The 25,498-nt window shown below is 63.3% G+C and carries 19 protein-coding genes and 1 tRNA gene; 16 read left to right on the forward strand and 4 right to left on the reverse strand.

Annotated features, from left to right (window positions below):
• Positions 1 to 3 precede the first annotated feature (3 nt).
• The 11 genes from nuoL (at position 4) to EJ070_RS21955 (ending at position 14,068) form a co-directional block, all read left to right on the forward strand.
• Positions 4 to 1,977 (forward strand): NADH-quinone oxidoreductase subunit L, encoded by a 1,974-nt coding sequence (gene nuoL / locus EJ070_RS21905; RefSeq protein WP_126093211.1) that lies wholly within the window; start codon positions 4 to 6, stop codon positions 1,975 to 1,977.
• Positions 1,977 to 3,482 carry an NADH-quinone oxidoreductase subunit M gene (locus tag EJ070_RS21910; protein WP_126093212.1) on the forward strand — a complete coding sequence of 502 codons (1,506 nt, stop codon included), beginning with the start codon at positions 1,977 to 1,979 and terminating at the stop codon, positions 3,480 to 3,482. Before nuoL ends, EJ070_RS21910 begins: the two co-directional genes overlap by 1 nt.
• Before the next feature lie 13 nt (positions 3,483 to 3,495).
• Entirely contained in the window at positions 3,496 to 4,932 is a 1,437-nt protein-coding gene (gene nuoN, locus EJ070_RS21915; RefSeq protein WP_126093213.1) for an NADH-quinone oxidoreductase subunit NuoN, read from the forward strand.
• 4 nt (positions 4,933 to 4,936) lie between these two features.
• Complete coding sequence (locus EJ070_RS21920) at positions 4,937 to 5,758, forward strand: biotin--[acetyl-CoA-carboxylase] ligase (RefSeq protein ID WP_126093214.1); 822 nt, start codon at positions 4,937 to 4,939, stop codon at positions 5,756 to 5,758.
• A gap of 36 nt (positions 5,759 to 5,794) precedes the next feature.
• Complete coding sequence (locus EJ070_RS21925; RefSeq protein ID WP_126093215.1) at positions 5,795 to 7,465, forward strand: ribonuclease J; 1,671 nt, start codon at positions 5,795 to 5,797, stop codon at positions 7,463 to 7,465.
• A gap of 139 nt (positions 7,466 to 7,604) precedes the next feature.
• Positions 7,605 to 8,009 (forward strand): methylmalonyl-CoA epimerase, encoded by a 405-nt coding sequence (gene mce / locus EJ070_RS21930; protein WP_126093216.1) that lies wholly within the window; start codon positions 7,605 to 7,607, stop codon positions 8,007 to 8,009.
• Positions 8,006 to 8,281, forward strand: coding sequence for a DUF1467 family protein (locus EJ070_RS21935; RefSeq protein WP_126093217.1), 276 nt, complete (start codon positions 8,006 to 8,008; stop codon positions 8,279 to 8,281). Before mce ends, EJ070_RS21935 begins: the two co-directional genes overlap by 4 nt.
• 586 nt (positions 8,282 to 8,867) lie before the next feature.
• Positions 8,868 to 10,193, forward strand: coding sequence for a proline--tRNA ligase (gene proS / locus EJ070_RS21940; protein WP_126093218.1), 1,326 nt, complete (start codon positions 8,868 to 8,870; stop codon positions 10,191 to 10,193).
• Positions 10,193 to 11,476 (forward strand): lipoprotein-releasing ABC transporter permease subunit, encoded by a 1,284-nt coding sequence (locus EJ070_RS21945; RefSeq protein ID WP_126093219.1) that lies wholly within the window; start codon positions 10,193 to 10,195, stop codon positions 11,474 to 11,476. The genes proS and EJ070_RS21945 overlap by 1 nt, the downstream gene beginning before the upstream one ends.
• On the forward strand, positions 11,473 to 12,156 hold the full coding sequence (locus EJ070_RS21950; RefSeq protein WP_189349996.1) for an ABC transporter ATP-binding protein: 684 nt from the start codon (positions 11,473 to 11,475) through the stop codon (positions 12,154 to 12,156). The genes EJ070_RS21945 and EJ070_RS21950 overlap by 4 nt, the downstream gene beginning before the upstream one ends.
• A gap of 661 nt (positions 12,157 to 12,817) precedes the next feature.
• Entirely contained in the window at positions 12,818 to 14,068 is a 1,251-nt protein-coding gene (locus EJ070_RS21955) for a site-2 protease family protein (RefSeq protein ID WP_126093221.1), read from the forward strand.
• A 66-nt stretch (positions 14,069 to 14,134) separates the two neighbouring features.
• Here EJ070_RS21955 and lipB read toward each other — a convergent pair whose 3' ends face one another.
• Positions 14,135 to 14,878, reverse strand: coding sequence for a lipoyl(octanoyl) transferase LipB (gene lipB / locus EJ070_RS21960; RefSeq protein WP_126093222.1), 744 nt, complete (start codon positions 14,876 to 14,878; stop codon positions 14,135 to 14,137).
• Between the two features lie 237 nt (positions 14,879 to 15,115).
• Here lipB and EJ070_RS21965 point away from each other — a divergent pair.
• The 5 genes from EJ070_RS21965 (at position 15,116) to EJ070_RS21985 (ending at position 20,265) form a co-directional block, all read left to right on the forward strand.
• Positions 15,116 to 15,200, forward strand: a tRNA-Leu gene (locus EJ070_RS21965).
• A 22-nt stretch (positions 15,201 to 15,222) separates the two neighbouring features.
• Positions 15,223 to 15,465, forward strand: coding sequence for a hypothetical protein (locus EJ070_RS36360; RefSeq protein WP_189349998.1), 243 nt, complete (start codon positions 15,223 to 15,225; stop codon positions 15,463 to 15,465).
• 171 nt (positions 15,466 to 15,636) lie between these two features.
• Complete coding sequence (locus EJ070_RS21975) at positions 15,637 to 16,356, forward strand: glycosyltransferase (RefSeq protein ID WP_126093223.1); 720 nt, start codon at positions 15,637 to 15,639, stop codon at positions 16,354 to 16,356.
• A 41-nt stretch (positions 16,357 to 16,397) separates the two neighbouring features.
• Positions 16,398 to 18,650, forward strand: coding sequence for a lipopolysaccharide biosynthesis protein (locus EJ070_RS21980; RefSeq protein ID WP_126093224.1), 2,253 nt, complete (start codon positions 16,398 to 16,400; stop codon positions 18,648 to 18,650).
• Between the two features lie 4 nt (positions 18,651 to 18,654).
• On the forward strand, positions 18,655 to 20,265 hold the full coding sequence (locus EJ070_RS21985) for a hypothetical protein (RefSeq protein ID WP_126093225.1): 1,611 nt from the start codon (positions 18,655 to 18,657) through the stop codon (positions 20,263 to 20,265).
• Between the two features lie 522 nt (positions 20,266 to 20,787).
• Here the strand turns inward: EJ070_RS21985 and EJ070_RS21990 are convergent.
• From EJ070_RS21990 to sucD, 3 genes are all read right to left on the reverse strand, one after another.
• Positions 20,788 to 23,463, reverse strand: a complete 2,676-nt coding sequence (locus tag EJ070_RS21990; RefSeq protein WP_126093226.1) for a phosphoenolpyruvate carboxylase — start codon at positions 23,461 to 23,463, stop codon at positions 20,788 to 20,790.
• Positions 23,464 to 23,542: 79 nt separating this feature from the next.
• Positions 23,543 to 24,511 carry a D-glycerate dehydrogenase gene (locus tag EJ070_RS21995; RefSeq protein WP_126093227.1) on the reverse strand — a complete coding sequence of 323 codons (969 nt, stop codon included), beginning with the start codon at positions 24,509 to 24,511 and terminating at the stop codon, positions 23,543 to 23,545.
• 77 nt (positions 24,512 to 24,588) lie between these two features.
• Positions 24,589 to 25,488 carry a succinate--CoA ligase subunit alpha gene (gene sucD, locus EJ070_RS22000; RefSeq protein ID WP_126093228.1) on the reverse strand — a complete coding sequence of 300 codons (900 nt, stop codon included), beginning with the start codon at positions 25,486 to 25,488 and terminating at the stop codon, positions 24,589 to 24,591.
• Positions 25,489 to 25,498 lie beyond the last annotated feature (10 nt).

Consider the following 25,498-nt stretch of genomic DNA (forward strand, 5'->3'; position numbering starts at 1 on the left):
ACCATGTACCAGGCCATCGTCTTCCTTCCGCTGCTCGGCTTCCTGATTGTCGGCCTGTTCGGCAATTCGCTCGGCGCCAAGGCATCCGAATACATCACCTCCGGCTTCCTGGTGATCTCGGCAGTGCTGTCGTGGATCGCCTTCTTCACGGTCGGCTTCGGCCATGGCGAGGTGTTCACCGTGCCGGTGCTGCGCTGGATCCAGGCCGGCGGGCTCGACGCCGCCTGGGCGCTCAGGATCGACACGCTCACGGCCGTGATGCTGGTCGTCGTCAACACGGTGTCGTCGCTGGTCCATATCTATTCGATCGGCTACATGCACCACGATCCGGACCGGCCGCGCTTCTTCGCCTATCTGTCGCTGTTCACCTTCGCGATGCTGATGCTGGTGACGGCCGACAATCTGGTGCAGATGTACTTCGGCTGGGAAGGCGTCGGCCTCGCCTCCTACCTGCTGATCGGCTTCTGGTACAAGAAGCCTTCCGCCAACGCCGCGGCCATCAAGGCCTTCGTCGTCAACCGCGTCGGCGACTTCGGCTTCGCGCTTGGCATCTTCGGCGTCTTCGTGCTGTTCGGCTCGGTCAATCTCGGCACAGTCTTTGCCAACGCAGCCTCCTTCCTTCCGGCCGAAGGTGCGCCGGAAGGGGCCGCGGTGCTGACTTTCCTCGGCCATGCGCTGGACAAGCATATCGCGCTGACGGTGGTCTGCCTGCTGCTCTTCATGGGCGCCATGGGCAAGTCGGCGCAGGTGCCGCTGCACACCTGGCTGCCCGACGCCATGGAGGGCCCGACGCCCGTGTCGGCGCTGATCCATGCCGCGACCATGGTGACGGCCGGCGTGTTCATGCTGGCGAGACTCTCGCCGCTGTTCGAGCTGTCGCATTCGGCGCTGACCGTCGTCACCTTCATCGGCGCCTTCACCGCCTTCTTCGCGGCGACCGTCGGCCTGGTGCAGAACGACATCAAGCGCGTGATCGCCTATTCGACCTGCTCGCAGCTCGGCTACATGTTCGTGGCGCTCGGCGTCGGCGCCTATGGCGCGGCGATCTTCCACCTGTTCACGCACGCTTTCTTCAAGGCGCTGCTGTTCCTCGGCTCGGGCTCGGTCATCCATGCCGTCTCCGACGAGCAGGACATGCGCAAGATGGGCGGGTTGCGGACGCTCATCCCCAAGACCTACTGGATGATGGTGATCGGCACGCTGGCGCTGACCGGCGTCGGCATCCCGGCGACGGTGATCGGCACCGCTGGCTTCTTCTCCAAGGACGCCATCATCGAGGCGTCCTTCGCCAGCCACAACGCGATCGCGGGCTTCGCTTTCGTGCTGCTGGTCATCGCCGCCTGCTTCACCAGCTTCTATTCCTGGCGGCTGATCTTCATGACCTTCCACGGCGAGCCGCGCGCGAGCCACGAAGTCATGCACCACGTCCATGAATCACCGCCGGTGATGCTGGTGCCGCTCTATGTGCTGGCCGCCGGCGCGCTGTTTGCCGGTATTGCCTTCCACGGCGCCTTCATCGGCGAGGGCTATGCCGAGTTCTGGAAGGCGTCGCTGTTCACGCTGCCGGAGAACCACATCCTGCACGAGATCCACGAATTGCCGTTGTGGGTGGAGCTGGCTCCGTTCATCGCCATGGTCATCGGCTTCGCGGTGGCCTGGAAGTTCTATATCCGCTCGCCGGAACTGCCCCGAAGCGTCGCCGCCAACCATCGCCTGCTCTATGGCTTCCTGCTCAACAAGTGGTATTTCGACGAGCTCTACGACTTTCTGTTCGTGCGGCCGGCGAAGCGCCTCGGCAGGTTCCTGTGGAAGACCGGTGACGGCGCCGTCATCGACGGCCTCGGCCCCGACGGCATCTCGGCGCGCGTCGTCGACGTCACCAACCGGGTCGTCAAGCTGCAGACCGGCTATCTCTACCACTATGCCTTCGCCATGCTGATCGGCGTGGCCGCTCTCGTCACCTGGATGATGCTCTGATGACCGACTGGCCAATCCTCTCGCTGGTCACCTTCCTGCCGCTGGTTGGTGTTCTCTTCATTCTGCCGATCAGCGACGACAGCGAAAACGCGCGCCGCAACATCCGCTCGATCGCCTTCATCACGACGGCGTTCACCTTCGTGGTGTCGCTGTTCATCTGGAAGGGCTTCGACAATTCGCAGGCCGGCTTCCAGTTCGTGGAAAAACACGCCTGGCTGGATTCAGGCATCTCCTACCACATGGGCGTCGACGGCATCTCGATGCTGTTCGTCATCCTGACCACCTTCCTGATGCCGCTTTGCATCCTCGCCTCGTGGGAGGCGATCGAGAAGCGGGTCAAGGCCTATATGATCGCCTTCCTGATCCTCGAGACGCTGATGATCGGCGTGTTCTGCGCGCTCGACATCGTGCTGTTCTATGTCTTCTTCGAGGCGGGCCTGATCCCGATGTTCATCATCATCGGCGTCTGGGGCGGCAAGCGGCGCGTCTATGCCTCGTTCAAGTTCTTCCTCTATACGCTTGCCGGCTCGGTGCTGATGCTGCTCGCCATCATGGCGATGTTCTTCCAGTCCGGCACGACCGACATGACCACGCTGTTGACGCATAACTTCCCGGCCAGCATGCAGACCTGGCTGTGGCTTGCCTTCTTCGCCTCCTTCGCGGTGAAGATGCCGATGTGGCCGGTGCACACCTGGCTGCCTGACGCCCACGTCGAGGCACCGACGGCGGGCTCGGTCATCCTGGCCGCCATCCTGCTGAAGATGGGCGGGTACGGCTTCCTGCGCTTCTCGCTGCCGATGTTCCCGCTGGCGTCCGAGATGTTCGCGCCGCTGATCTTCACGCTCTCGGTCGTCGCCATCATCTACACCTCGCTGGTGGCGCTGATGCAGGAGGACATGAAGAAGCTGATCGCCTATTCGTCGGTCGCCCACATGGGCTTCGTCACCATGGGCACCTTCGCGATGAACCAGGAAGGCGTGCAGGGGGCGATCTACCAGATGCTCAGCCACGGCCTCGTCTCCGGCGCGCTGTTCCTGTGCGTCGGCGTCATCTACGACCGCATGCATACGCGCGAGATCGACGCCTATGGCGGGCTGGTCAACAACATGCCGAAATACGCCACTGTGTTCATGATCTTCACCATGGCCAATGTCGGCCTGCCGGGAACCAGCGGCTTCGTCGGCGAGTTCCTGACCATGCTCGGTGTGTTCCGGGTCAACACCTGGGTGGCGTTCTTCGCCGCCACCGGCGTCATCCTGTCGGCGGCTTATGCGCTCTGGCTCTACCGCCGCGTGATCTTCGGCGCGCTGACCAAGGAAAGCCTGAAGAACCTGCTGGACCTCTCGACGCGCGAGAAGGTCATCATCTACCCGCTGGTGGCGCTGGTCATCTTCTTCGGCGTCTATCCGGCGCCGGTGTTCGACGCCACGACGCAGTCGGTCAAGGCGCTCGTCACCAACGTCACCGCTTCCATCAATTCCGCGCAGACCGCGGCGGCGAACTGACTGGGGAAACACCATGACGCCGGACCTTCTCTCCAGCCTTTCGCTCTCGACGCCGGAGCTGATCCTTGCCATCGGCGCGCTCGCGCTTTTGATGGTGGGCGCCTATTCGCGCTCCAACAACACGATGACGGTGACCGGGCTCGCGGTCGTGGTACTGGTGGTCGCCGGCCTGTGGCTGGCCTTCTCCGGCGGCGAGGGATCTGCCTATGGCAGCGCCTTCGTCCAGGATTCCTTCGGCCGCTTCATGAAGACCTTGGCGCTGATCGGCTCCGCAGTAACGCTGGTCATGTCGATGCGCTTTGCCAGGCAGGAGCATTTCGACAAGTTCGAGTATCCGGTGCTGATCCTGCTCTGCACGCTCGGCATGATGCTGATGATCTCGGCCAACGGCATGATCGGGCTCTATCTCGGGCTGGAGCTGCAGTCGCTGGCGATCTATGTGCTGGCGGCGATCAACCGCGACAATCTCCGCTCGACCGAGGCGGGCCTCAAATACTTCGTCCTCGGCGCGCTGTCGTCGGGCATGCTGCTCTACGGCATCAGCCTAGTCTACGGCTACACCGGCAACACCGGCTTCCATGAGATCGCGACGGCGCTGGGCACCGGCGAGCGGCAGCTCGGCCTCGTCTTCGGTCTGGTCTTCGTGCTCGCGGGCCTTGCCTTCAAGATCTCGGCGGTGCCGTTCCATATGTGGACGCCGGACGTCTATGAAGGCGCGCCGACCCCGATCACCGCCTTCCTCGCGGCGGCGCCGAAGATGGCGGCGATGGCGCTGATCGTGCGTGTCACCATGGGCGCCTTCAAGCCGATCGCCGCCGACTGGCAGCAGATCGTTGTCTTCATCTCCATCGCCTCCATGACGCTCGGCGCCTTCGCGGCGATCGGCCAGACCAACATCAAGCGGCTGATGGCCTATTCCTCGATCGGCCATATGGGCTATGCGCTGGTCGGCCTCGCCGCCAACAGCCAGGCCGGCGTGCGCGGCGTCGCCATCTACATGCTGATCTATCTGGTGATGACGCTCGGCACCTTCGCCTTCATCCTCGCCATGCGGCGCAAGGAAGGCAATGTCGAGCAGATCAGCGATCTCGCCGGACTTGCCTCGACCAACCCGATCATGGCCACCATCCTCACCATCCTGATGTTCTCGCTGGCCGGCATTCCGCCTCTCGCGGGCTTCTGGGGGAAGTGGTACGTGTTCCTGGCCGCCATCAACGCCAACCTCTATACGCTGGCGATCATCGGCGTGCTGGCCTCGGTGGTGGGCGCCTACTATTACCTGCGCATCATCAAGATCATGTGGTTCGACGAGCCGGTCGGCGGCTTCGTGCCGATGGCGAGCGAGCTGCGCCTCGTGCTCGGCGTCAGCGGCGCCTTCGTGCTGTTCTACGTGCTGATCGGCGGGCCGATCGGCAGCTACGCCGAAGCCGCCGCCAAGACCTTCTTCTGACGGGATGGCATTTCGGCTGGCTCCAACCGCGGCGTCGGAGGGGTTCCGGCTCGAGGCCCATGACAGTGTCGGCTCGACCAACGCGCTGGCGCTGGACCATGCGCGGGCCGGCGATCCGGGAAAACTCTGGATCGTCTCGAAGAAGCAGGAAAGCGGGCGCGGGCGGCGCGGCCGCGCCTGGGCGACGCCTGAAGGCAATCTGGCGGCAACACTGCTCCTGGTTCCCGGCGGCGAACTGCGGCTCGCCGCGACGCTCGGCTTCGTCGCGGGACTGGCGCTGGCCGACGCGCTCGATGCCGTCGTTCCGCAGGGCCGGATCGCCGTCGGCCTTGACGGCGGCAGTGAAGGACGCAACCGCTTCGAGCTGAAATGGCCGAACGACGTGCTCGCCTCCGGCGCCAAGCTCGCCGGCATCCTGCTGGAATCGGCGATGCTCGAAGGCGGCCGCTTTGCCGTTGCCGTCGGCATCGGCGTCAATGTCGTGGCTTACCCCGAGGATTTGCCCTATCCGGCGACATCGCTGCAGGCGTTGGGCGCCAATTGCGATGCCGAGAGGCTGTTCCTGGCGCTTTCGGATGCCTGGAGCGAGAACGCCAGACTGTGGGACGACGGACGCGGGCTTGCCGCGATCAGGAAGCGCTGGCTGGCGCGCGCGGCCGGGCTCGGCGGCGAGGTTGCTGTCAGAATTGACGGCAATGTGGTTCGTGGCGTCTTCGAGACCATTGACGAGGACTGCCGTTTCGTGATCCGCGACGATGACGGATCGGTTCTGACGATCGCGGCCGGCGACGTGCATTTCGGCGCGGTCGCCTCGGCGCGAGGTTGATTGACTTGGCCTGAGCGGCCAGGAAGGAAAGAATTCATGGCGAATAGAGAAAACGCCGAACTCGTGTTCGCGCCGCTCGGCGGCGTCGGCGAGATCGGCATGAACTTCGCCCTTTATGGCTACGGACCGGCGGACGCGCGCGAGTGGATCGTCGTCGATGTCGGCGTCACCTTTCCCGATACCGCGCATCCGGGCGTCGACCTCATCCTGCCCGACACGCGCTTCATCGAGGAGAACCTCGACGGCTTGCGCGGCATCGTCATCACGCATGCGCATGAGGACCACTACGGCGCGCTGCTCGACATCTGGCCGAAGCTCAAAGTCCCGGTCTGGATGACGCCGTTCACCGCAGGGCTACTGGAGGCCAAGCGGCAGGGCGAGCAGAATGCGCCGAAGATTCCGGCCTCCGTCTACCGGGCCGGCGAGAAGTTCACCATCGGGCCGTTCGAGATCGAAGCCATCCCGGTGGCGCACTCCATCCCCGAGCCGATGTCGCTGGCGATCACCACGCCGGCAGGCACGGTCATCCACACTGGCGACTGGAAGATTGATCCGGCGCCGACGATCGGGCCGAAGACCGACGAGGCGCGTTTTCGCGCCTATGGCGACAAGGGCGTGCTGGCGCTGATCTGCGATTCCACCAATGCGCTGAGGGAAGGCGACTCGCCGTCGGAAGTGGCGGTCGGCGAAGGCCTCAAGGGCGTCATCGAGAAGGCCAAGGGCCGCGTCGCGGTGACCACATTTTCCTCCAATGTCGGGCGCATCGTCTCGATCGCCAGGGCGGCGCGCGATGCCGGCCGGCAATGCCTGGTGCTCGGCCGCTCGCTGAAGCGCGTCATCGATGTCGCGAGCGAGCTCGGCTACATGGACGGCCTGCCGGAATTCATTGGCGAGGAGGATTACGGCTTCATCCCGCGCGAGAACCTGGTGATCATCTGCACCGGCAGCCAGGGCGAGCCGCTGGCCGCACTCGCGAAACTCTCGCGCGACGAGATGAAGTCGGTGGCGCTGACCGCCGGCGACACGGTGGTGTTTTCCTCCCGCACCATTCCCGGCAACGAGAAGGCGATCCTGGAGATCAAGAACCGGCTGATCGACCTCGGCATGAAGATCATCGAGGACGGCGACGCGCTGGTGCATGTCTCGGGCCATCCGCGCCGCAGCGAGCTGCGCAAGATGTATGAATGGGTGCGGCCGCAGATCGGGGTGCCGGTGCATGGCGAGGCGGCGCATCTGGTGGCGCAGGGTTCGCTGATGTCGATGTCGGGCATCGGCCAGGTGGCGCAGGTGCGCGACGGCGACATGCTGAGGCTCTGGCCCGGCCCCGCCACGATCATCGACCAGGTGCCGTTCGGCCGCCTCTACAAGGACGGTTATCTGATCGGCACCGACCAGGCCATGGGCATACGCGACCGGCGCAAGCTGTCCTTCGCCGGCCATGTCGCGGTCAATGTCGTGCTCGACGACAAATACGAGCTCGCCGGCGATCCCGATCTGGTGGCGATCGGCGTCGCCGAGGCGGACGCCAACGGCGAAACGCTGGAAGACCTGATGCTCGATGCGGCAATCGGCGCGGTGGACTCGATCCCCCGCCAGCGCCGAAAAGACCTCGACCTTGTGCAGGAGGCGGTGCGCCGTGCCGTGCGCGGCGCCGCCAACGAAGCCTGGGGCAAGAAGCCGCTGGTGACTGTATTCGTCACGCGGTGACGAATAAGGGAATAGGGGAGTAAGGCAGTAGGGGAGTAGGGGAGTAGGGAAGAATGAATAGTTTGCATTTCTTCGGCTTACTGTTTTCCCTACTCCCTTACTGCCCTACTCCCTTACTCCCCTAAAACCGGAGCGTTTTATGCTCGGACGCCTGAACCATGTCGCACTTGCCGTGCCGGATCTGGCTGCGGCGATCGCGGCCTATCGCGATACACTGGGCGCGCGGCTCAGCGAACCGCAGGCACTGCCAGAACACGGCGTGACGGTGGTGTTCGTCGATGTCGGCAACACCAAGATCGAATTGCTGGAACCGCTGGGCGAGGCTTCGCCGATCGCCGCATTCCTCGAGAAGAATCCGTCGGGCGGCATGCATCACGTCTGTTACGAGGTGGACGACATCCTGGCCGCGCGCGATCATCTCAAGGCGAGCGGCGCGCGCGTGCTCGGCGACGGCAACCCGAAGACCGGCGCGCATGGCAAGCCGGTGCTGTTCCTGCATCCCAAGGACTTCTTCGGCACGCTCGTCGAACTGGAGCAGGCATGAACTGGGTTTCTTTCGTAGCGCTGTTCTTCGTCACCTGGTGGCTGGTGCTGTTCGCCGTGCTGCCGTTCAGCGTGCGCACGCAGGACGAGGACCAGGATGTGACGCTCGGCACGGTTTCGAGCGCTCCGAAAGGACCGCATATGCTGCGTGCGGCGATTCGCACGACGATCGTCACCGCGATCGTGATCGGCATCTTCTACGGCCTGACGAGGGGGGGCGGCCTAAGCTTGGACGATATCCCGCATATCATACCGGACTTTAGTCATAAGTAACGGCCGCTAAAGTCCCTGCTCAGTTTCCGCAAGTATTGAGCAGAAGGCGCCCGTTTTGGTTGAAATCGGAAGCCGGCTTCCGATTTCAATGGGCTGACGCGACGTAATGCTGTTTAGTAATTTGTCGTGCTAAGCAGATGATTGCACAAAAAAAATGCAAGGCACGAGGCCTTGCAATTTAAACGCGTCCGATCCGTTTCCGGTGTCCGGCGGCAGCGAGTTACCGCGCCTAGATCGCATCCTCCCAAGACTTTGACCGCGTAGGAGGGCAGATTTTTCTCCGCCCTCTCGGTTATCGGCGCACACTAGACCAACGCAGGTGAAAATGTCACGAAGAATTTTGCCTCCAAACGGGCAATATCGTGCTGCACTGCACAATAGTGGGGCAGGGCTTGCTTGTGAATCGATCAAAAAGCCATAAGCGCCACTTTGGCGGCCAAACAGCCGTTTTTTGATCAGGTTCAGAACACCCCGACACTTTGGAGCGCTCGGGTTTCCATTCCGTCATGAAATGGCTATGAAGCCCGAGCAAACAGCCTCGGTTGCGCCGATTCCGGCGCCGCTATCCTCACTTACGGACCACTCCATGCGTTTGTCGCGCTACTTCCTGCCCATTCTCAAAGAAAATCCTCGCGAAGCCGAGATCGTCTCGCACCGGCTGATGCTGCGCGCCGGCATGATCCGCCAGCAGGGGCAGGGCAGCTTTTCCTGGCTGCCGCTCGGCAAACGGGTGCTGGACAAGGTCTGCCAGATCATCCGCGAAGAGCAGAACCGGGCAGGCGCGCTGGAAATCCTGATGCCGACCATCCAGTCGGCGGATCTGTGGCGCGAGAGCGGGCGCTACAACGACTACGGCAAGGAGATGCTGCGCATCAAGGATCGCCAGGACCGCGATATGCTCTACGGTCCGACCAATGAGGAAATGGTCACGGAAATCTTCCGCGCCTACGTCAAGTCCTACAAGGACCTGCCGCTCAACCTCTACCATATCCAGTGGAAGTTCCGCGACGAAGTGCGTCCCCGCTTCGGCGTCATGCGCTCGCGCGAGTTCCTGATGAAGGACGCTTACTCGTTCGACCTGGATTTTGAAGGCGCCAAGGCCGCCTACAACCGCATGTTCGTCTCCTATCTCAGGACGTTCACGCGCATGGGGCTGCAGGCCATTCCGATGCGCGCCGATACCGGCCCCATCGGCGGCGACCTCAGCCACGAGTTCATCATCCTGGCCGAAACCGGCGAGAGCCAGGTGTTCTGCGACCGTGCCTATCTGTCGCTCGACGTGCCTGGCGCGGACACGAACTTCTCTAACGACGCCGAGATCGGCGGCATCGTGAAGACGTGGACGACACCTTACGCGGCCACCGACGAGATGCATGACGAAGCGGCGTGGGCGAACGTTTCCGAGGGCGACAGGCTCTCCGCGCGCGGCATCGAGGTCGGCCATATCTTCCATTTCGGCGAGAAGTATTCCAAGCCGATGGGCGCCAAGGTGACAGGGCCCGACGGCAAGGACCATTTCGCTTCGGGCGGCTCCTACGGCATCGGCCCGTCGCGGCTGGTCGCGGCGATCATCGAGGCGAGCCATGACGAGAACGGCATCATCTGGCCGGAAGCGGTGGCGCCGTTCGATATCGGCCTGATCAACATGAAGGCGGGCGACGTCGAATGCGACCGCGTCTGCGACGAGCTCTACGCGGCGCTCTCCGCGGCCGGCAAGGACGTTCTCTATGACGACACCGACCAGCGGCCCGGCGGCAAGTTCGCCACCGCCGACCTGATCGGCCTGCCATGGCAGGTGATCGTCGGTCCGCGCGGCGTGGCCGCCGGCGAGGTCGAGATCAAGAACCGCCGCAGCGGAGAGCGTGAGACGCTGCCGATCGCCGAGGCCAAGAAGCGCCTGGGTATAGCCTGATGAGCGAGGCGGCTGCAGCCCGAAAGTCGGCAGGCGCCTTTTCAGGCTTCGAGCGCATGGTGGCGTGGCGCTACCTGCGTTCGCGCCGCAAGGAGACGGTGATCTCGGTCATCGCCTCGATCTCGTTCCTCGGCATCATGCTTGGCGTCGCGACGCTGATCGTCGTCATGGCGGTGATGAACGGTTTTCGCGCCGAGCTGCTGACCCGCATCCTCGGCGTCAACGGCCATCTGATCGTGCAGCCGCTCGATTCGCCGCTGGAGGACTACGCCCAGGTGGCGAGCCGCATCAACGGCGTTGCCGGCGTCAAATACGCCATCCCGCTGATCGACGGACAGGTGCTGGCGCAGGGCAATGTCGGCGGCGGTGTGGGCGCGCTGGTGCGCGGCATCCGCGGCGAAGATCTCGGCAAGATCGCGATCGTGTCCGGCAACATCAAGCAGGGTACGCTGGAAGGCTTCGATACCGGCGAAGGTGTGGCGATCGGCAAGCGCATGGCCGAGAATCTCGGCCTCGTGCTCGGCGACACGATCACGCTGATCTCGCCGGAAGGCGACGTCACCCCGCTCGGCACCACGCCGCGCATGAAGGGCTACAAGATCACGGCGATCTTCGAGGTCGGCATGTCGGAATATGACAGCTCGATCGTCTACATGCCGTTTTCGGAAGCGCAGCTCTATTTCAACATGGACGGGCGGGCGCAGACCATCGAGATCTATGTCGACAACCCCGACAATGTCGACGTGCTGAAGCCGCTGGTCGAACAGGCGGCGCAGCGGCCGATCGACCTCGTCGACTGGCGCCAGCGCAACGAGACCTTCTTCTCGGCGCTGCAGGTCGAGCGCAACGTCATGTTCATGATCCTGACGCTGATCGTGCTGGTGGCGGCGCTCAACATCATTTCCGGCCTCGTCATGCTGGTGAAGGACAAGGGCCATGACATCGCCATCCTGCGCACGATGGGGGCTTCGCGCGGCGCGATCCTGCGCATCTTCCTGATGACGGGGGCCGCGATCGGCGTGACCGGGACCATCGCCGGCGTGCTGCTCGGCGTGGTCATCTGCCTCAACATCGAATCGATCCGCCAGTTCTTCTCCTGGATGACCGGCAGGATCCTGTTCAATCCCGAGCTCTATTTCCTCAGCCAACTGCCTGCGAAGATGGATCCGCGCGAGACCACCTATGTCGTTATCATGGCGCTCGCCTTATCCTTCCTGGCCACGCTGTTTCCTGCCTGGCGGGCGGCTAGGCTCGATCCGGTCGAAGCCTTGAGGTACGAGTGATGGCCGAAGCCATTATCGAGCTGAAGGGCGTCGAGCGGCACTATGTCCAGGGGCCCCGCAAGCTGACTATTCTCAACGGCGCCGACTTTTCGCTGCGTCGCGGCGAGATGGTGGCGCTGGTGGCGCCATCGGGCTCCGGCAAGTCGACCTTGCTGCATACGGCGGGACTGCTCGAGCGCCCGGACGCGGGGGACGTGATCCTTGCCGGCCGTGCCTGTGGCCGGCTCTCCGACGAAGAACGCACGGCGATCCGCCGCAACGATATCGGCTTCGTCTATCAGTTCCATCATCTGCTGCCGGAGTTCTCGGCCATCGAAAACATCATGATGCCGCAGTTGATCAAGGGACTTCCCCCCAAGGAGGCGTCGGAGCGGGCGGCACAGCTTCTCGACTACATGCAGATCGGCAAGCGCGCGCAGCACCGGCCGGCCGAGCTTTCCGGCGGCGAACAGCAGCGCGTGGCGATCGCGCGCGCCGTCGCCAACGCGCCGCTGGTGCTTCTCGCCGACGAGCCGACCGGCAATCTCGATCCGACGACCGCCTCCTATGTCTTCGACGCGCTGGAGGCGCTTGTCAGGCAATCGGGGCTGGCGGCGTTGATCGTCACCCACAATCACGAGCTGGCCTCGCGCATGGACCGGCGGGTGACGCTGGCCGAGGGCAAGGTGGTTCCGCTGTAACCCGTGTGTCGAGGTGTAAATCTGGGGGGGCACGGTAGGTTGAGCCGCCTTCCTTTCAGACGTTTGCGCTGCCCCTCATCCGCCTGCCGGCACCTTCTCCCCGTATAGTGACGGGGAGAAGGGGGCTGGCTGCGGCCTCAATGCTTATCCTGCAACGTTGACGATTGGCGAAATCAGCGAAGAGAGCGCCCCTCTCCCCGTCACTATACGGGGAGAGGATGCCGGCAGGCAGGTGAGGGGCGGCGCAGGCGCCCGAAAGGAAACGACTGCCCCGCGGCCGGGGCCCATGTCTTAAAGTCCCGGTCGCGCATCTTGTTGCGTCAACCTTTCCTTAACCGTGCCCAAACGGATCGCCGGATTGGCCCAGCACGCCGCTCCCTGATCGTTGACATTCGAACAAAATTAGAACAAATTACGAACATACCAACAACAGGAGAGAGTTATGGCCGATCTGGTTCAGGATGTCGTCTCGCTGGTTTGCATGAGCACCTTCCTCATTTCCATGGCGATCTGGATTGGCGCCATGTGATCAGGCGGCTCGCCGCCCTTGTTTCGGGCGGGCCAAAAGCCCGTCCTTGGGGCGGGCAAGAGCCCGCCCATTGTTAAGCTTTTCTTGGCCGCGCCGCCGTTAGGCTGCTTCCAAAGACAGGGAGCAAGGGCAGTGTCGGTCATCGCCACGGTCACCCTCGTGGCCGGAAATCTCGGACTGATCTTTCTGCTGATGACCGCGCCGCTCGGGCTGCGCACGGTTACGGTCAGCCGCGTCATCGAGGCCGATCGGAAACGCCTCTGGCAGGCGCTGTGGCCGTTCGGCGGCGACGCCGGCTGGTCGGGTGAAATCCTATCCGCCGTACCCCTGGACGGCGAGGGCGCGGCGCTGATCAAACTGTCCTGGGAGGGGCGGGATGGTCAACCGATCGAACGCAAGGCTCAGTTTCAGGATGTGGTGGAAGGCAGCCGCTTCTCGATGCGCGTCGTCGAGGACACGGCGCTCGATCCCTCATTCTGGGCCAACTATCGTGAAACCACCGAGCTCGTCCGCGAAGGCGACGCGACGCGGGTGACGCTTACGCAAACAGACCGCTATCGCGGCGTCGCCTTCCTGGTCTTCCGCTACTTCGCCATGCGCCGCGAACTCGCCAAGCTGCAGGTCTGGGCGAGAACCGGAACATATCGCAAGGGCGGCTGGTTCGAGCATCCGGTGAGCCAGATCGGCTTCGCCGTGCTTTCGACCTTCATCCTGTGGCCGTTCTTCGGGCTCAACCCTGGCGGGCTGGCGCTGGCCGCGATCCTGACCTCGGTGGTGGCGCTGCACGAGCTGGGTCACATGGCGGCGTTCCGCCTGACCGGGCATCGCCGGGCGCGGATGATCTTCATCCCGCTGCTCGGCGGCATCGCCATCGGCGGCAGGCCCTATGACAGCCGCTTCGAGGTGGCCTTCGTGGCGCTGATGGGGGCGGGCTTCTCCGCCTTCCTGGTGCCCGTCCTGATCGCCGCCAGCGGCCTTGCCGGCAGCGAGGGACATCGCCTGGCGGCGTTGCTGCTGGCGACGCTTGCCGGCTGCGCGTCGCTGTTCAACATCGCCAATCTGGTGCCGGTGTGGAAGTTCGACGGCGGCCAGGTGCTGCGCCAGATCTGCCCAGGGCCACTCGCGCTCGCGCTGGCGTCCTTCCTGCTGCTCTCCGCCCTGTTGGCGCTCGGCTGGCGCGCCGGTTTCCCGCCCGGCTTCCTGCTCATCGCCGGAGCGGTGTTCTCGATGCTCAGCCTGCTCACCGTGGGCAGCGGCGTGAAGCCGCGTCACGAGCTGAAGCCGATCCGAGCCGTCGATCGCCTGGCCATGGCCGGCGCGCTGCTCGCGGTCTTTGCCATTCACGGCTATGGTGTGCTCTGGGCTTCGGCGCAGCTCATGTAGAGTGTGCTGACACGTTTTCGACTCGGCCTGACCTGAATCTCAGTACACCCTAGGCCGGAGCGGGGTTTAGCCTGCCTTTCGGGTCAGTTCGGCGACCGGGGCCGAGGCAGGCCCGAACACGTCCTCGAAGGCGGATTTCAGCGCGAGGTCGAGGTCGGCCATGGTCACGGGCAGGCCGAGGTCGACGAGGCTGGTCACGCCGTGGTCCGAGACGCCGCAAGGCACGATGCCGCTGAAATGGCCAAGCTCCGGCTCGACATTGATGGCGATGCCATGGAAGCTCACCCAGCGCCGCAGCCGGATGCCTATTGCCGCGATCTTGTCCTCGGCCGGCGAGCCATCGGGCAGGGCAGGGCGATCCGGCCGCACCACCCAGACGCCGACCCGGTCCTCGCGCCGCTCGCCGCGCACGTTGAAGGCGGCAAGTGTTTCGATGATCCACTCTTCGAGCGCTGCGACGAAGGCGCGGACATCCTCGCGCCGGCGCTTCAGGTCGAGCATCACATAGGCGACCCGCTGGCCGGGGCCGTGATAGGTGTATTCGCCGCCGCGCCCGGCGGCGAAGACCGGGAACCGGTCGGGCTCGATCAGGTCTTCGATACGCGCGCTGGTGCCGGCGGTGTAGAGCGGCGGATGCTCGACCAGCCAGACCATCTCGCCGGCCGCGCCGCTGCGGATCGCCTCGGCGCGGGCTTCCATGAAGGCGAGCGCATCCGGATAGGCGGTCAATCCGGGCTCGATCACCCATTCGACCGGCGCCGAACCGGGCAGGGGCAGGAACGACGTGGCGATCTGGCTGCGTTCTGTCATGGAACTTTCGATCTTCGACTATGCATGCCGTTATCCCAAAACCGCCTTGCACTTTTGGGCGACATGCATTTGCCAATCATATGGCGGCAATCGGCCGAAACGTCCAGTTCCGCCGGCGTGAAGCCGGGTCGTGAAGGGTTGTGCATATCTGCGGCGATTATTCCGCACGGCGCACTTGTTTCGCCGGAAGCGATTTGCTACAGGCCCCGGGCCGGACGGTTCCGGCTCCTACCACGTGCGGTCGTGGCGGAATTGGTAGACGCGCAGCGTTGAGGTCGCTGTGGGGCAACCCGTGGAAGTTCGAGTCTTCTCGACCGCACCAAACTCCTCCCCGAAAGTTTCTTTTGACGGCCGGCGCCGTCCATGTCGGCAAGCTTCCAGCCGATGACGGCGACATCGAAGCCGGCCTCCGCCGCCAGGTCCAGGAACTGCTTGCCGCTCTGCACGGCGTTCACCAGTTCGAAACGTCCATCGCATTCCAGCATTTGGCGGAGTGCCGACACGACGAGCGGATTGCGTTCGGCGCCGACAACGCGCACGCGCTACCCGCCGACTGCTTCGTCGAAGCTGTTTCGGTACACTGGTAGCGGCGCGTGGCACCCTGCTTCATTCAAACGGACGAGGACAGTGGACAAGCATGCCCCTAGCGTGATCCGGGCGGATGTCACGCGGAAGGGTTGCAAACCGGCAATGAGAAAAAATCAAGTCGCCAGCCACGTCGTGCGCTTGAGGTGCCCCGCACTCTCGGGAGAGGCGAGATGGACCCCCACCTGGTTTGCATAGGAGGCGAGGACCACCGCCTGCATATTCCGTTCCTGCTGTCGCTGCGCAAAAAGGGTTTTAGGCTGACGGCCATATCGAGTGACGACGTCACCGCGTTTTCACGCCACGGAATTCCGCATCATCGCATTGAATTCGATCGATTTGCCATTGGCGGTGCGCGATTGAGCGCGTTGCGCTCGGTCCGCGGGTTGATGGCAGAGACCCGGCCGGACATCATCCAAAGCTTCGACACCAAGCCCAATTTGCTGACCCCTTTGGCAGTGCGCGGTCAGGTGCCGGTCGTCCGCACGATAAACGGGCTCGGCTGGACCTTCTCTTTGCTGGAAGCACGAGCGCGGGTCCTGCGCCTTGTCTTCTGCAGCCTGCAATGGCTCGCCTCTCTCTGGACTGCCGCGACTTTTTTCCAGAATAGGAACGATCGGGCTTTCTTCGAGCACTGGTGGCTGACCCGAAAAGGCACGGCGCGGCTGATAGCCGGTTCGAGAAACGACGTGGGCGCGTTCGCGGCGGCTAGTCATTGCGGACTTTCGGCCGACGCCACGAACCTTAGCGCGCAGCGTCTTCGAGTTCATCGAAGCAGAAGAGAATCTCTCCTGGAATCTGTCCGCTCCGCCGTTCTCACCCAGGTGAATCTCAAACAACACGCCAACCACCGACTCAGGGATAGCGGCGACCTTTTGTTGAAGGGCCATTGAGAGGGCTGAACCGATCAACTCGATCTCCGGATTGAAACGGCATGATCATTGAACTTTTCGGACCAGCGGGATCCGGTAAAACAACCTTCGCGAACGCCCTCGCCAAGCATTTGCGCGACCATGGGTACGTTGCCAAAGTCACCCTGTGCTACCTGCCCCGCGATAGAGGCGGCGGCTGGGACCGCTTCGGCATTTTCGCGGTAATCTCCCGAATATCATCCGCCATTTTCATCACAGTTCTGGCACTTCTTTCTTCATTTTGGCGAAACAGTGATATTGCATCCGCAAATAAAATTGTAAGAACAATACCACCAAAGAGCCTTATACGGCGAATTCTTATGTGGCAGTACATAGTTCGCCTGTCACGCTGCTGGACACAGGCGCAGGGATCAACAAATATAATCATATTCGACCAAGGCTTTGTGCAGGCGATCGGGTCCCTTGCAATGTTCAATGGCGCCGCAGACGACAGGTTGATCGTGCGAGCGCTCGAATCTACGCCCCGGGCTGATCTGGTGGTTGGGATGGCAGTCCCGCGCGATGTCGTGGAAGCACGGCTTCAGACAAGAATGATGCACGAACCGCCTGCGGAACGGTTCTTAGACGTAGACGTCGCTGGCAACATGCAATTTTTCGATGTCTTCGAAAAGATTGGTAATGTTCTCCGGAGCGCGCGGCGAAGCAACGTCTCGGTTGGGGCAGTCGACGAACAGTCCATCGCAAGCGGCCTTTGTCAGGTGGAACAGGAAATCCAGACGCGATTATCGCGAACCGGGGTTCCCTTCATCAACGACACGCGCGGTGGCGGGTTGGCGGCCGCAAGACAGGCGGATAACAAGGGAAGCACGGAAGACTGCTCGGAAAGTCAGTCGCTTGAACTCCATGCGGCCGACGGGGTTACTCATACCCTCTCACTCGGGGGCACCGCAGGCCGATCATCCGTTACTGTGTTCCACCGGCGTCCCCATGATGTGGGCCGGCGTCTATTGCATGCGAGCATATTCGCCCTTCTGGTCTATATCGGTGGTGCGGGCCTCACCAGCATGGCACAGCTTGGAATCGCACGGCTGGTCGGCGCGACGAGCTATGGCACCTACTCATACGCCTTGGCATGGAGCACCGTTCTCGCCACCCTCTCGACGCTCGGCTTTAACATGTCGCTGTTGCGCTTCGTGCCGGAATACAGGGCCGCTGGACGTTGGGACCTAGCGCGCGGCGTAATCATCTTCGCGCTCTCGTGGTCGCTCTCGGCCGCGATGCTGGCGGGACTGACAGGAGCCAGCCTCGTCGCCTTTTCGGGAGAGAATCACCAGGAACTTCAGAGGGCAATGCTGCTCGCCATGGCGGCGGTGCCGCTGATGACGGCCTGTACGCTTGGCGCCAGCCTAATTCGCGCCTTTGGAGGCGTGGTGTCCGCGCTTTTGCCCGAGCGTGTGGCGCGCGATGGGCTGCTGTTGGCGCTGGTGGGTGGCGCGGCGTTTTCGGGCTGGGTAACCCTGGATGCCCCTTTCGCGATGATGGCGGTAGTGACAAGCTCGGCCGTTACCGCGATGCTTGTCCTCGCCACGGCAATCAAGCTGCGGCCGACTGACCTGCAAAACGCGCGGGCGAGTTATTCCGGGCGTTTGTGGCGGTCTGTAATCCCTCCTACCGTGCTAATTACCGGGCTTGATGCCTTCGTAAGCCGAACGGGGGTCATGCTTTTGGGTTGGACGGGCCGGGTCCACGAGGCTGGCATTTTTGCCCTATGCCTGAACGTGGCGATGCTGGTCGGTCTTTCGAATGTCGCAGTAAGCACGATGTTCTCGCCGACTGCTGCGGATCTTCATGCCCGCGGGGATCACGAAGGCCTGCAGCGGCTATTCTCACGAGCAGCAGTTCTGAGTTTCAGCGGGGCACTCGCATTGGCCCTGGCGTTGCTGGTGGTCACCGAACCTCTCCTAAGCTGGTTCGGCGAGGATTTTGCTGTGGGAGCACCGATCGCACGAATCCTCATCATGGGTTATCTCTGCAATGCGGTTTGCGGACCCCAGCTAAACCTTCTGACCATGACCAAGAATGAGTGGGCCGCCGCGACGACGATGGTTGGCGGCTCCGTGACTGCCGTCGTCGCCTGTGCAGCCGGCATAGCGATGGACGGGGCGACCGGAGCGGCGGTCGGCTTCACGCTCGCACTGGTCGTCTGGAACTTGGCAATGGCCACCAACATCCGCAAGCGATTGAACATCTTGCCCGGTCTCGTCTTTGCTGCCTTAGCCTTGAGGTCGGGACAGCTCAGAGCTCGCTTGGGATAGCCGCATGTCCCAATTCGTGGGGTTCGATGCAATGATATCCACCGGTCATCAGCCCAGCTGCGTCCCGCAATGTGAGCCTGAATCTCCGGCGACCCTGGCCAGCGAAACGAAAAATGCCAACGCCACGCCTGCCGGGGAGATCGAGGTACTTAGCACCCTGCTCGCGGCGCTGACCGCATTGGAGCGAAGCAACGTCGAATGCTGCTATTGGAGGAGCAGCAGGCGCCTTCCAGCTGTCCTGCTGGGTGAATCGGACCTTGATCTACTTGTTGCGAAGTCTGATCAACATCGGGCCGCCCAGGCCTTGCTCGGCTCCGGACTCAAGCGCTTCGAACCCTCCAATTGCCACGGCCATCCTGCAGTCCAGAGCTTTCTTGGCTACGACGAGCCGAGCGGGCGCATCGTCCATCTCCATCTTCACTTCCGCTTAGTTGTCGGCGAACCGATCTTGAGGAACTATCAGCCTCCTTGGGAACGCCTATTTCTGGCCTCGGCGATCCGACACCCCACACTGCCTCTCCGGATGCTCGATCCGGCAAGCGAGGCATTGCTGCTTGTGGTGCGAGCCAGCCTCGAGCTGCGGCGTCGAGATCCCATCGTGTTTCGCCACTGGCAAAGGTTACAGGAGAACTTCGAACTGGACCGGCTGCATGTGGCGTTACGGGTCGACCGGCACAGTTTCCGTGGTCTCGCGGCAAAGCTTGTGAATAAGGACCTCGCGGAAGCCATTGCCAAGGAATTGTTCGAAACGCAGACCTTCATGGCCCGGCGTCGCCTTCACGCCCGGATTCGCAAAGAACTGGCGGCGTACCGAACCTACAATGGCCTAGAAGCCGTTCTGCGCGGTATCGGCCGGGTAATCTTGTGGACCGCCGGAAGTCTGAACAAGCAGTTCCTGCATGTGCCCCGCCCCTGGAGCCGCCGTACGCCCGGCAGCGGCATGGTGGTAGCCGTAGTCGGGATCGACGGTAGCGGCAAGACCACGCTTGTGACAGCGATCCGCCAGTGGCTGGAGTCGGAAGTTGACGTGCTCCCGATATATTTCGGCACCGGGGGTGGTAGGCCATCGCTGCTGTTGCTGCCGTTCAAGTTGCTGGTACCGATCGTCACCCGGGCGCTTGGAACCAAGCCCGCCGGCAGCTCGCATGGCACCGTGACCGACAGTTCGCCGGGCCCCCTCTACAGTATTCTGCTTGCCGTATGGGCAAGCGTCCTCTCTGTAGAGAAGCGGATGAAGCTGGTGGCCGCGCGCCGCGGTGCGGATCGTGGAATGGTCGTCGTTGCCGATAGGTTCCCTCAAGACCAGATCATAGACTTCAACGATGCTCCGCTGCTGCCCCGATTGGCCAAAGTCCCAGCCTGGCTTCGGCGTTTCGAGGCCAGCTCTTATGCGCTTGCCCGTCGTCTGCCGCCGGATCTCGTCATCAAACTGCAGGCCACCCCCGAAGTCATCATGAAGCGCGAGCCGGACATGGATCCGCTGGTCGTTCGAAGGCGAGTGCCGGCCCTGCAGCAACTGACCTTCGGAGGCACTGTGGTGGTGAACCTCGATGCCGGGGAACCGTTGGCCGACGTTATCGGTTCAGCCAAGGCCGCGATCTGGCAGATGCTTTGAGTACGTACGAGATCAGCTCGGGGTGGTCATGGAATAACGAGATAGCGCAACGGCAGGCTAACTGCCCAGTGCCGGAGTACATCGGCGAAAAGACTTGCAATCGTGTTCCGCAAAGGGCTCTGCCTCTTCCTAAGTCTGCCTCTTCCTAAGAGGGCGCCTGCCTCGCGCGACGACGCCCATTCGCAGGCTATCGGTATAGCCAATTTTGACGAAGGGGACGGCCTTCAGAAAGTAGATCATTTCCAACACCTTGGATTCGGGCGCGCTATTTGAGTTCGTAAGTGCTGGCAACGGCCATTTTCGGCCCGAACCTTGCGCAAGTCGTTGAACCTCCTCAGAGTGCAAGAATTCTCGACCGCACCATTTTCCCCCCAAAAAGATATTTCTTGAATGAGCCCGTGGATCGAAGCGGCTCGGCGCGTCCGTCTCTGTCTCTGAGGACCAAAACAGATGCGGTGGCAGGTTCTGAGGGCCGCACCGCCGCTTCGAGTTTTCCAAACAGGCAGTTCGGCAAACCCCGGCCTATCCCGTCCAGCCAAGCCCGGCCGAGATGCAATTGATCGACACGAGCAGAGCGTCGGTCGCCCGCTTTTGGTCCGCCGTGTTTGCCCGAACTTCACGCAGCAGATCGACCTGGAGCAGGTGAATGTCATCCATCTGCCGGCGCAGATTGTCGAACCGCCGCTTGAACATCGGAAAGCGCGCGGAAAGATCGCCTCCCGTGAGGTCACCGATCAGGCGTCGCGTCAGCTCGTATTCGGCGGCGATCCGGGCGTGGATTCTTGCTGCCGCATCGCTATCGGACACCAGGCCGGCGTAGAGCCGCGCGATCTCCATGTCGGACTGGTAAAGCGTCTTCTCGGCCTCGTCGACGATCAGGCGGAAGAAGCGCGAGTGCTCGAACATGCGGGCCAGAAGGTCGCGCCCGGCTTCGCCGCGCACTGTAACGAAAGAACTCAGCGCGCTGCCGATGCCATACCAGCCGGTCAACAGATGGCGGTTCTGGCTCCAGGCGAACACCCATGGAATGGCGCGCAGGTCGGCAATGCCGCTGGCGCCGAAACGGCGATCCGGCCGCGAGCCCATTTTCAGGAGCGCCAGTTCCGCGACCGGGCTCGCCTGGTTGAAATAGTGGAGGAAGCCGGGCTCGGCCATCAACCCGGCATAGGATGCCTGGGACATGCCTGCCAGCGCTTCCAACGCTTCATCGAACTCCGGCGTTTCCGGCCCGACATCACCGGGCGACCCGGCACCGTGGGCGAGCACGCCAGCGGCGAGAACCTCGAGCTGGTTGAGACCGGTTCCGCGATTGGCGAATTTCGAAGATACGACTTCTCCCTGTTCAGTCACCCGCATCCTGCCAGCGACAGTGCCCGCCGGCTGCGCCGCGATCGCCCGGCCGGTCGGCGCGCCGCCACGGCTGACAGAACCGCCGCGACCGTGAAAGAAACTGATCCTGACCTTGTGCTTGCGCCCGATCGCTGCGAGGCGCTTTTGCGCTTTTACCAGTTCCCAATTGGAAGCCAGGAAACCGCCATCCTTGTTGGAATCCGAATAGCCGAGCATGATTTCCTGGCGCGCGCCGAAATCCCGCACCGTCCGCCGCACCAGCGAGACGCCGAGCAATCCGTTCAGGATGGCAGGGGCGGCCTGCAGATCGGCGATGGTCTCGAACAACGGCACGATCCGCAGCCTGATCGTGCCGCCGCCATCGGGCGCGGTCGAGAGTCCGCAATATTGCGCCAGCAGATAGACCGCGAGCAGATCGTCGGCCAAGCGGGTCATGCTGAGCACGAACGAGCCGACAGCGTCGGCATCCGAGCCCGAGATGTGCTTGGCGATGACGGAGAATGTCGAAAGCAGTTCACGGGCTTCAGGCGAGAGTTGGCCTCTGTCGATCTCCAGCCGCTCGCCTTGGCTGAGGCCTGCGCGAATGCGCGCCGACCATTGCGGCGTGCCTGCCGCGACCGGATCGGCGGGATTTGCCAGCGCAAACAGCTCGGCCAGCACCCGGTTGACGACCGTGGAGTTCTGCCGGATGTCGAGCGAGACCGTGCGGAAGCCGAAGCTTCCGACCTGCCAAAGCAGGGGCTGGACGAAACGCCCGGCCACCGCGCGCCCTCCGATGGCTTCGAGAACGCAAGACAGGGCGGTCAGGTCGGTACGAAACGCCTCCGCGGAGAGGTAGGCGGCCGTACCGCCGGCTCGCGTCGCAACCAGCCGGGCAAGCAAGGCCGTAGCGAACTGGCGAAGCGGCTCGTCGGGGTTGCGGGCGGCGATGACGTCAGCCTGTCCGCTTTTATCGAGCGCCGTTTGCAGCACCGGCTTGAAGCTCGTCGGCAGGTCGATGACGTTCGAACTGGCGCTGAGCACCGTCACCAGCCGCTGCACCTGCGTCAGATACCAGCCTATGGCGGTATTGTGGTATTCGGCCATGGCATGGGCGGTGACCGCGGCCGTCACATTCGGATTGCCGTCGCGGTCGCCGCCGATCCACGAGGCGTAGCGCATGAAGGAGGGAATTCTGATCGGCTTGCCCGGATAGTGGCGCTCGAAGGCGCCTTGAAGCTTGCCATAGAGCTGTGGCGTTGCCTCGAAGATCACCTCGCGAAAGAAATGCAGGCTCCAGGCGATTTCGCCTTCGACTGTCGGGCGCTCCAGCCGCAGCTCGCCCGTCATCCACAGAAGCTCGATCTCGCTTTCCAGATCGGCGACCAACAGGTCGCGCTCGCGCGGCGCCCAGCGCGGCTGGTCGAGATCGGTCAGCTTGCGATAGATACGGCGGTGGATCTCCAGCACAGTGACGCGTTTGGCCTCGGTCGGATGGGCGGTCATGGTCGGGCCGACGCAAAGCTCATCGAGCGTCGCCTGGACTTCTTCGCCAGAGTGACCGTTCGCCGCCATCTGGGCGATCACGCTGGCGAAGGATCCGGGCACTTCGCCGGCACCCGCGCCTTGTTCGAGTTCGCGACGCGCCCGCATGGCAAGCAACTCGTCGGCAATCGTCAGCAACTGGAACCAGACGCCGCTCGCCTGAAGCGCCGGGATGCGCTGCTCTGGGGCGAGGGAGACGAGCGACCTGCGCCCGCTTAAGACCGCGGCGATCTCGGGGGCGCGCGCGCTTGCGACCTTAAGCAGCAGGCGCAACAGAAGGCTGCGCTCGTCCTCACGAAATTTGATGCGTCTGCTCTGTTCCAAACCGCTTTCCTGATCCGTCCGCATTGATTGCAGCGCGTAGCCGCGCCCTTGAAGCGCGCCGCGCTGAACCGGATTAACGTCAGGCGACCCGATCAGGGACCGGGCGGCCTTCGAAGAAGGCGGTCAGGTTCTCCACCACCTTCATTCCCATCGCCACCCGCGTTTCCTCGGTCGCGCTGCCGAGATGCGGCAACAGCACGACGTTCTCCAATCGCTTCAGCGCTTCCGGAACGGCCGGCTCGTCGGCAAAGACGTCGAGACCCGCGCCTGCGATCTCGCGCCTTTCCAGCGCGCCGATCAGAGCATCCTGGTCGACGACGTCGCCGCGCGCCGTGTTGATCAGGAAGGCGCCGCGCTGCATCGACCGCAGGCTTCGAGCATCGATGAGATGGCGGTTTTCCGCGCCGCCCGGACAGTGCAGCGAGACGAAATCGGATGCCACGAGCACATCGTCCAAGGTCTGCATCTGCACCGCGCCCATGGCGCGCGTCTCGTCGTCATCGACGGGCGAGCGATTGAAGAACACGATCTTCATGCCGAAGCCGAAATGCGCGCGCTTGGCCGTCGCCTTGCCGATGCGTCCCATGCCGACGATACCCAAGGTCTTGCCCGACACCTTGGCGCCGGCCATGTGGGTCGGCGACCAGCCACGCCACTCTCCGGCCCGCAACTGCCGCTCGCCCTCGCCGGTCCGGCGCGCGACAGCCAACATCAGGCTAAGCGCAAGGTCGGCGGTGCAATCGGTCAGCACGCCCGGCGTGTTGGTCACCACGATGTCGCGGTCGCGAGCCGCCGCGATATCGATATGGCTGAAGCCGACGCCGAAATTGGCGATGATGCGGGTGCGGGCGGCGGTCTCAGGAAACACCGCGACGGGCAAGCGGTCGCTGACCGTTGCCAGGATCGCGTCGAAATCCGCGAAGGCGGAAGTCATCGCGGCAGGACTCAGCGGCTCATCGCTGGCGTTGAGCGTGGTGTCGAAGCGCTCGGCGAGGATAGCTTCGACGGCGGCCGGCCATCTACGGGTAACAATCAAACGCGGTTTCATCGAATTTCTCGCCGATCGATGGGCCGCCGCGATGCTTCCGGCGACCCAGACTTCACATTTTGCGGGCTATGCGGCCGTCACGCCGCCTTCTTCGTCCGCGCCAGCGTATCGGCCACGACCTCGCCGAAGGAGGCGGGGGTCGGCACGATGACGACGCCGGCGTCCTTCAGGATCTCGACCTTCTCCTGCGCCGACTCGCCGAAGGCCGAGATGATCGCGCCGGCATGGCCCATGCGGCGCCCCTTCGGCGCCGAAAGCCCGGCGATGTAGGCAATCAGCGGTTTGCGCATGTTGTCGCGCGCCCAGATCGCGGCTTCCGCTTCCTGTGGCCCTCCGATCTCGCCGATCATCACCACGGCGTCGGTCTCTTCGTCTCGCTCGAAGAGCTGCAGAATGTCCTTGAAGGACGAACCGTTGATCGGATCGCCACCGATGCCGACGCTGGTCGACACGCCGATGCCGAGCGCCTTCATCTGTGAGGCGGCCTCATAGCCCAGCGTGCCGGAGCGGCCGACGATGCCGACGCGGCCGGGGAGATAGATGCTGCCGGGCATGATGCCCATCAGCGCCTGTCCGGGCGTGATGACGCCGGCGCAGTTCGGCCCGACGAGGCGCATGCGGTCCTCGAAGCGGTAGCGGCGCATGTAGCGCTTGACCTGCATCATGTCCTGCGAGGGGATGCCGTCGGTGATGCACACGCAAAGCTTGATGCCGGCATCCGCTGCTTCCATGATCGAATCGGCGGCGAAGGGCGGCGGCACGAAGACGATGCTGGCCTCGGCGCGGGTCTCGCGCACCGCGCCCTTGACGGTGTTGAAGACGGGCAGGCCGAGATGCGTCTGGCCGCCCTTGCCGGGGGTGACGCCGCCGACCAGCTTGGTGCCGTAACGCTTCATTTCCTCGGCATGGAAGCTGCCGATCTTGCCGGTAAAACCCTGGACGATGACGCGCGTGCTGCGGTTGAGCAGGATTGCCATTTTCTCGACC

Origin of the sequence: Mesorhizobium sp. M1E.F.Ca.ET.045.02.1.1 (genome assembly GCF_003952485.1) — a bacterium.
GTDB lineage: Bacteria > Pseudomonadota > Alphaproteobacteria > Rhizobiales > Rhizobiaceae > Mesorhizobium.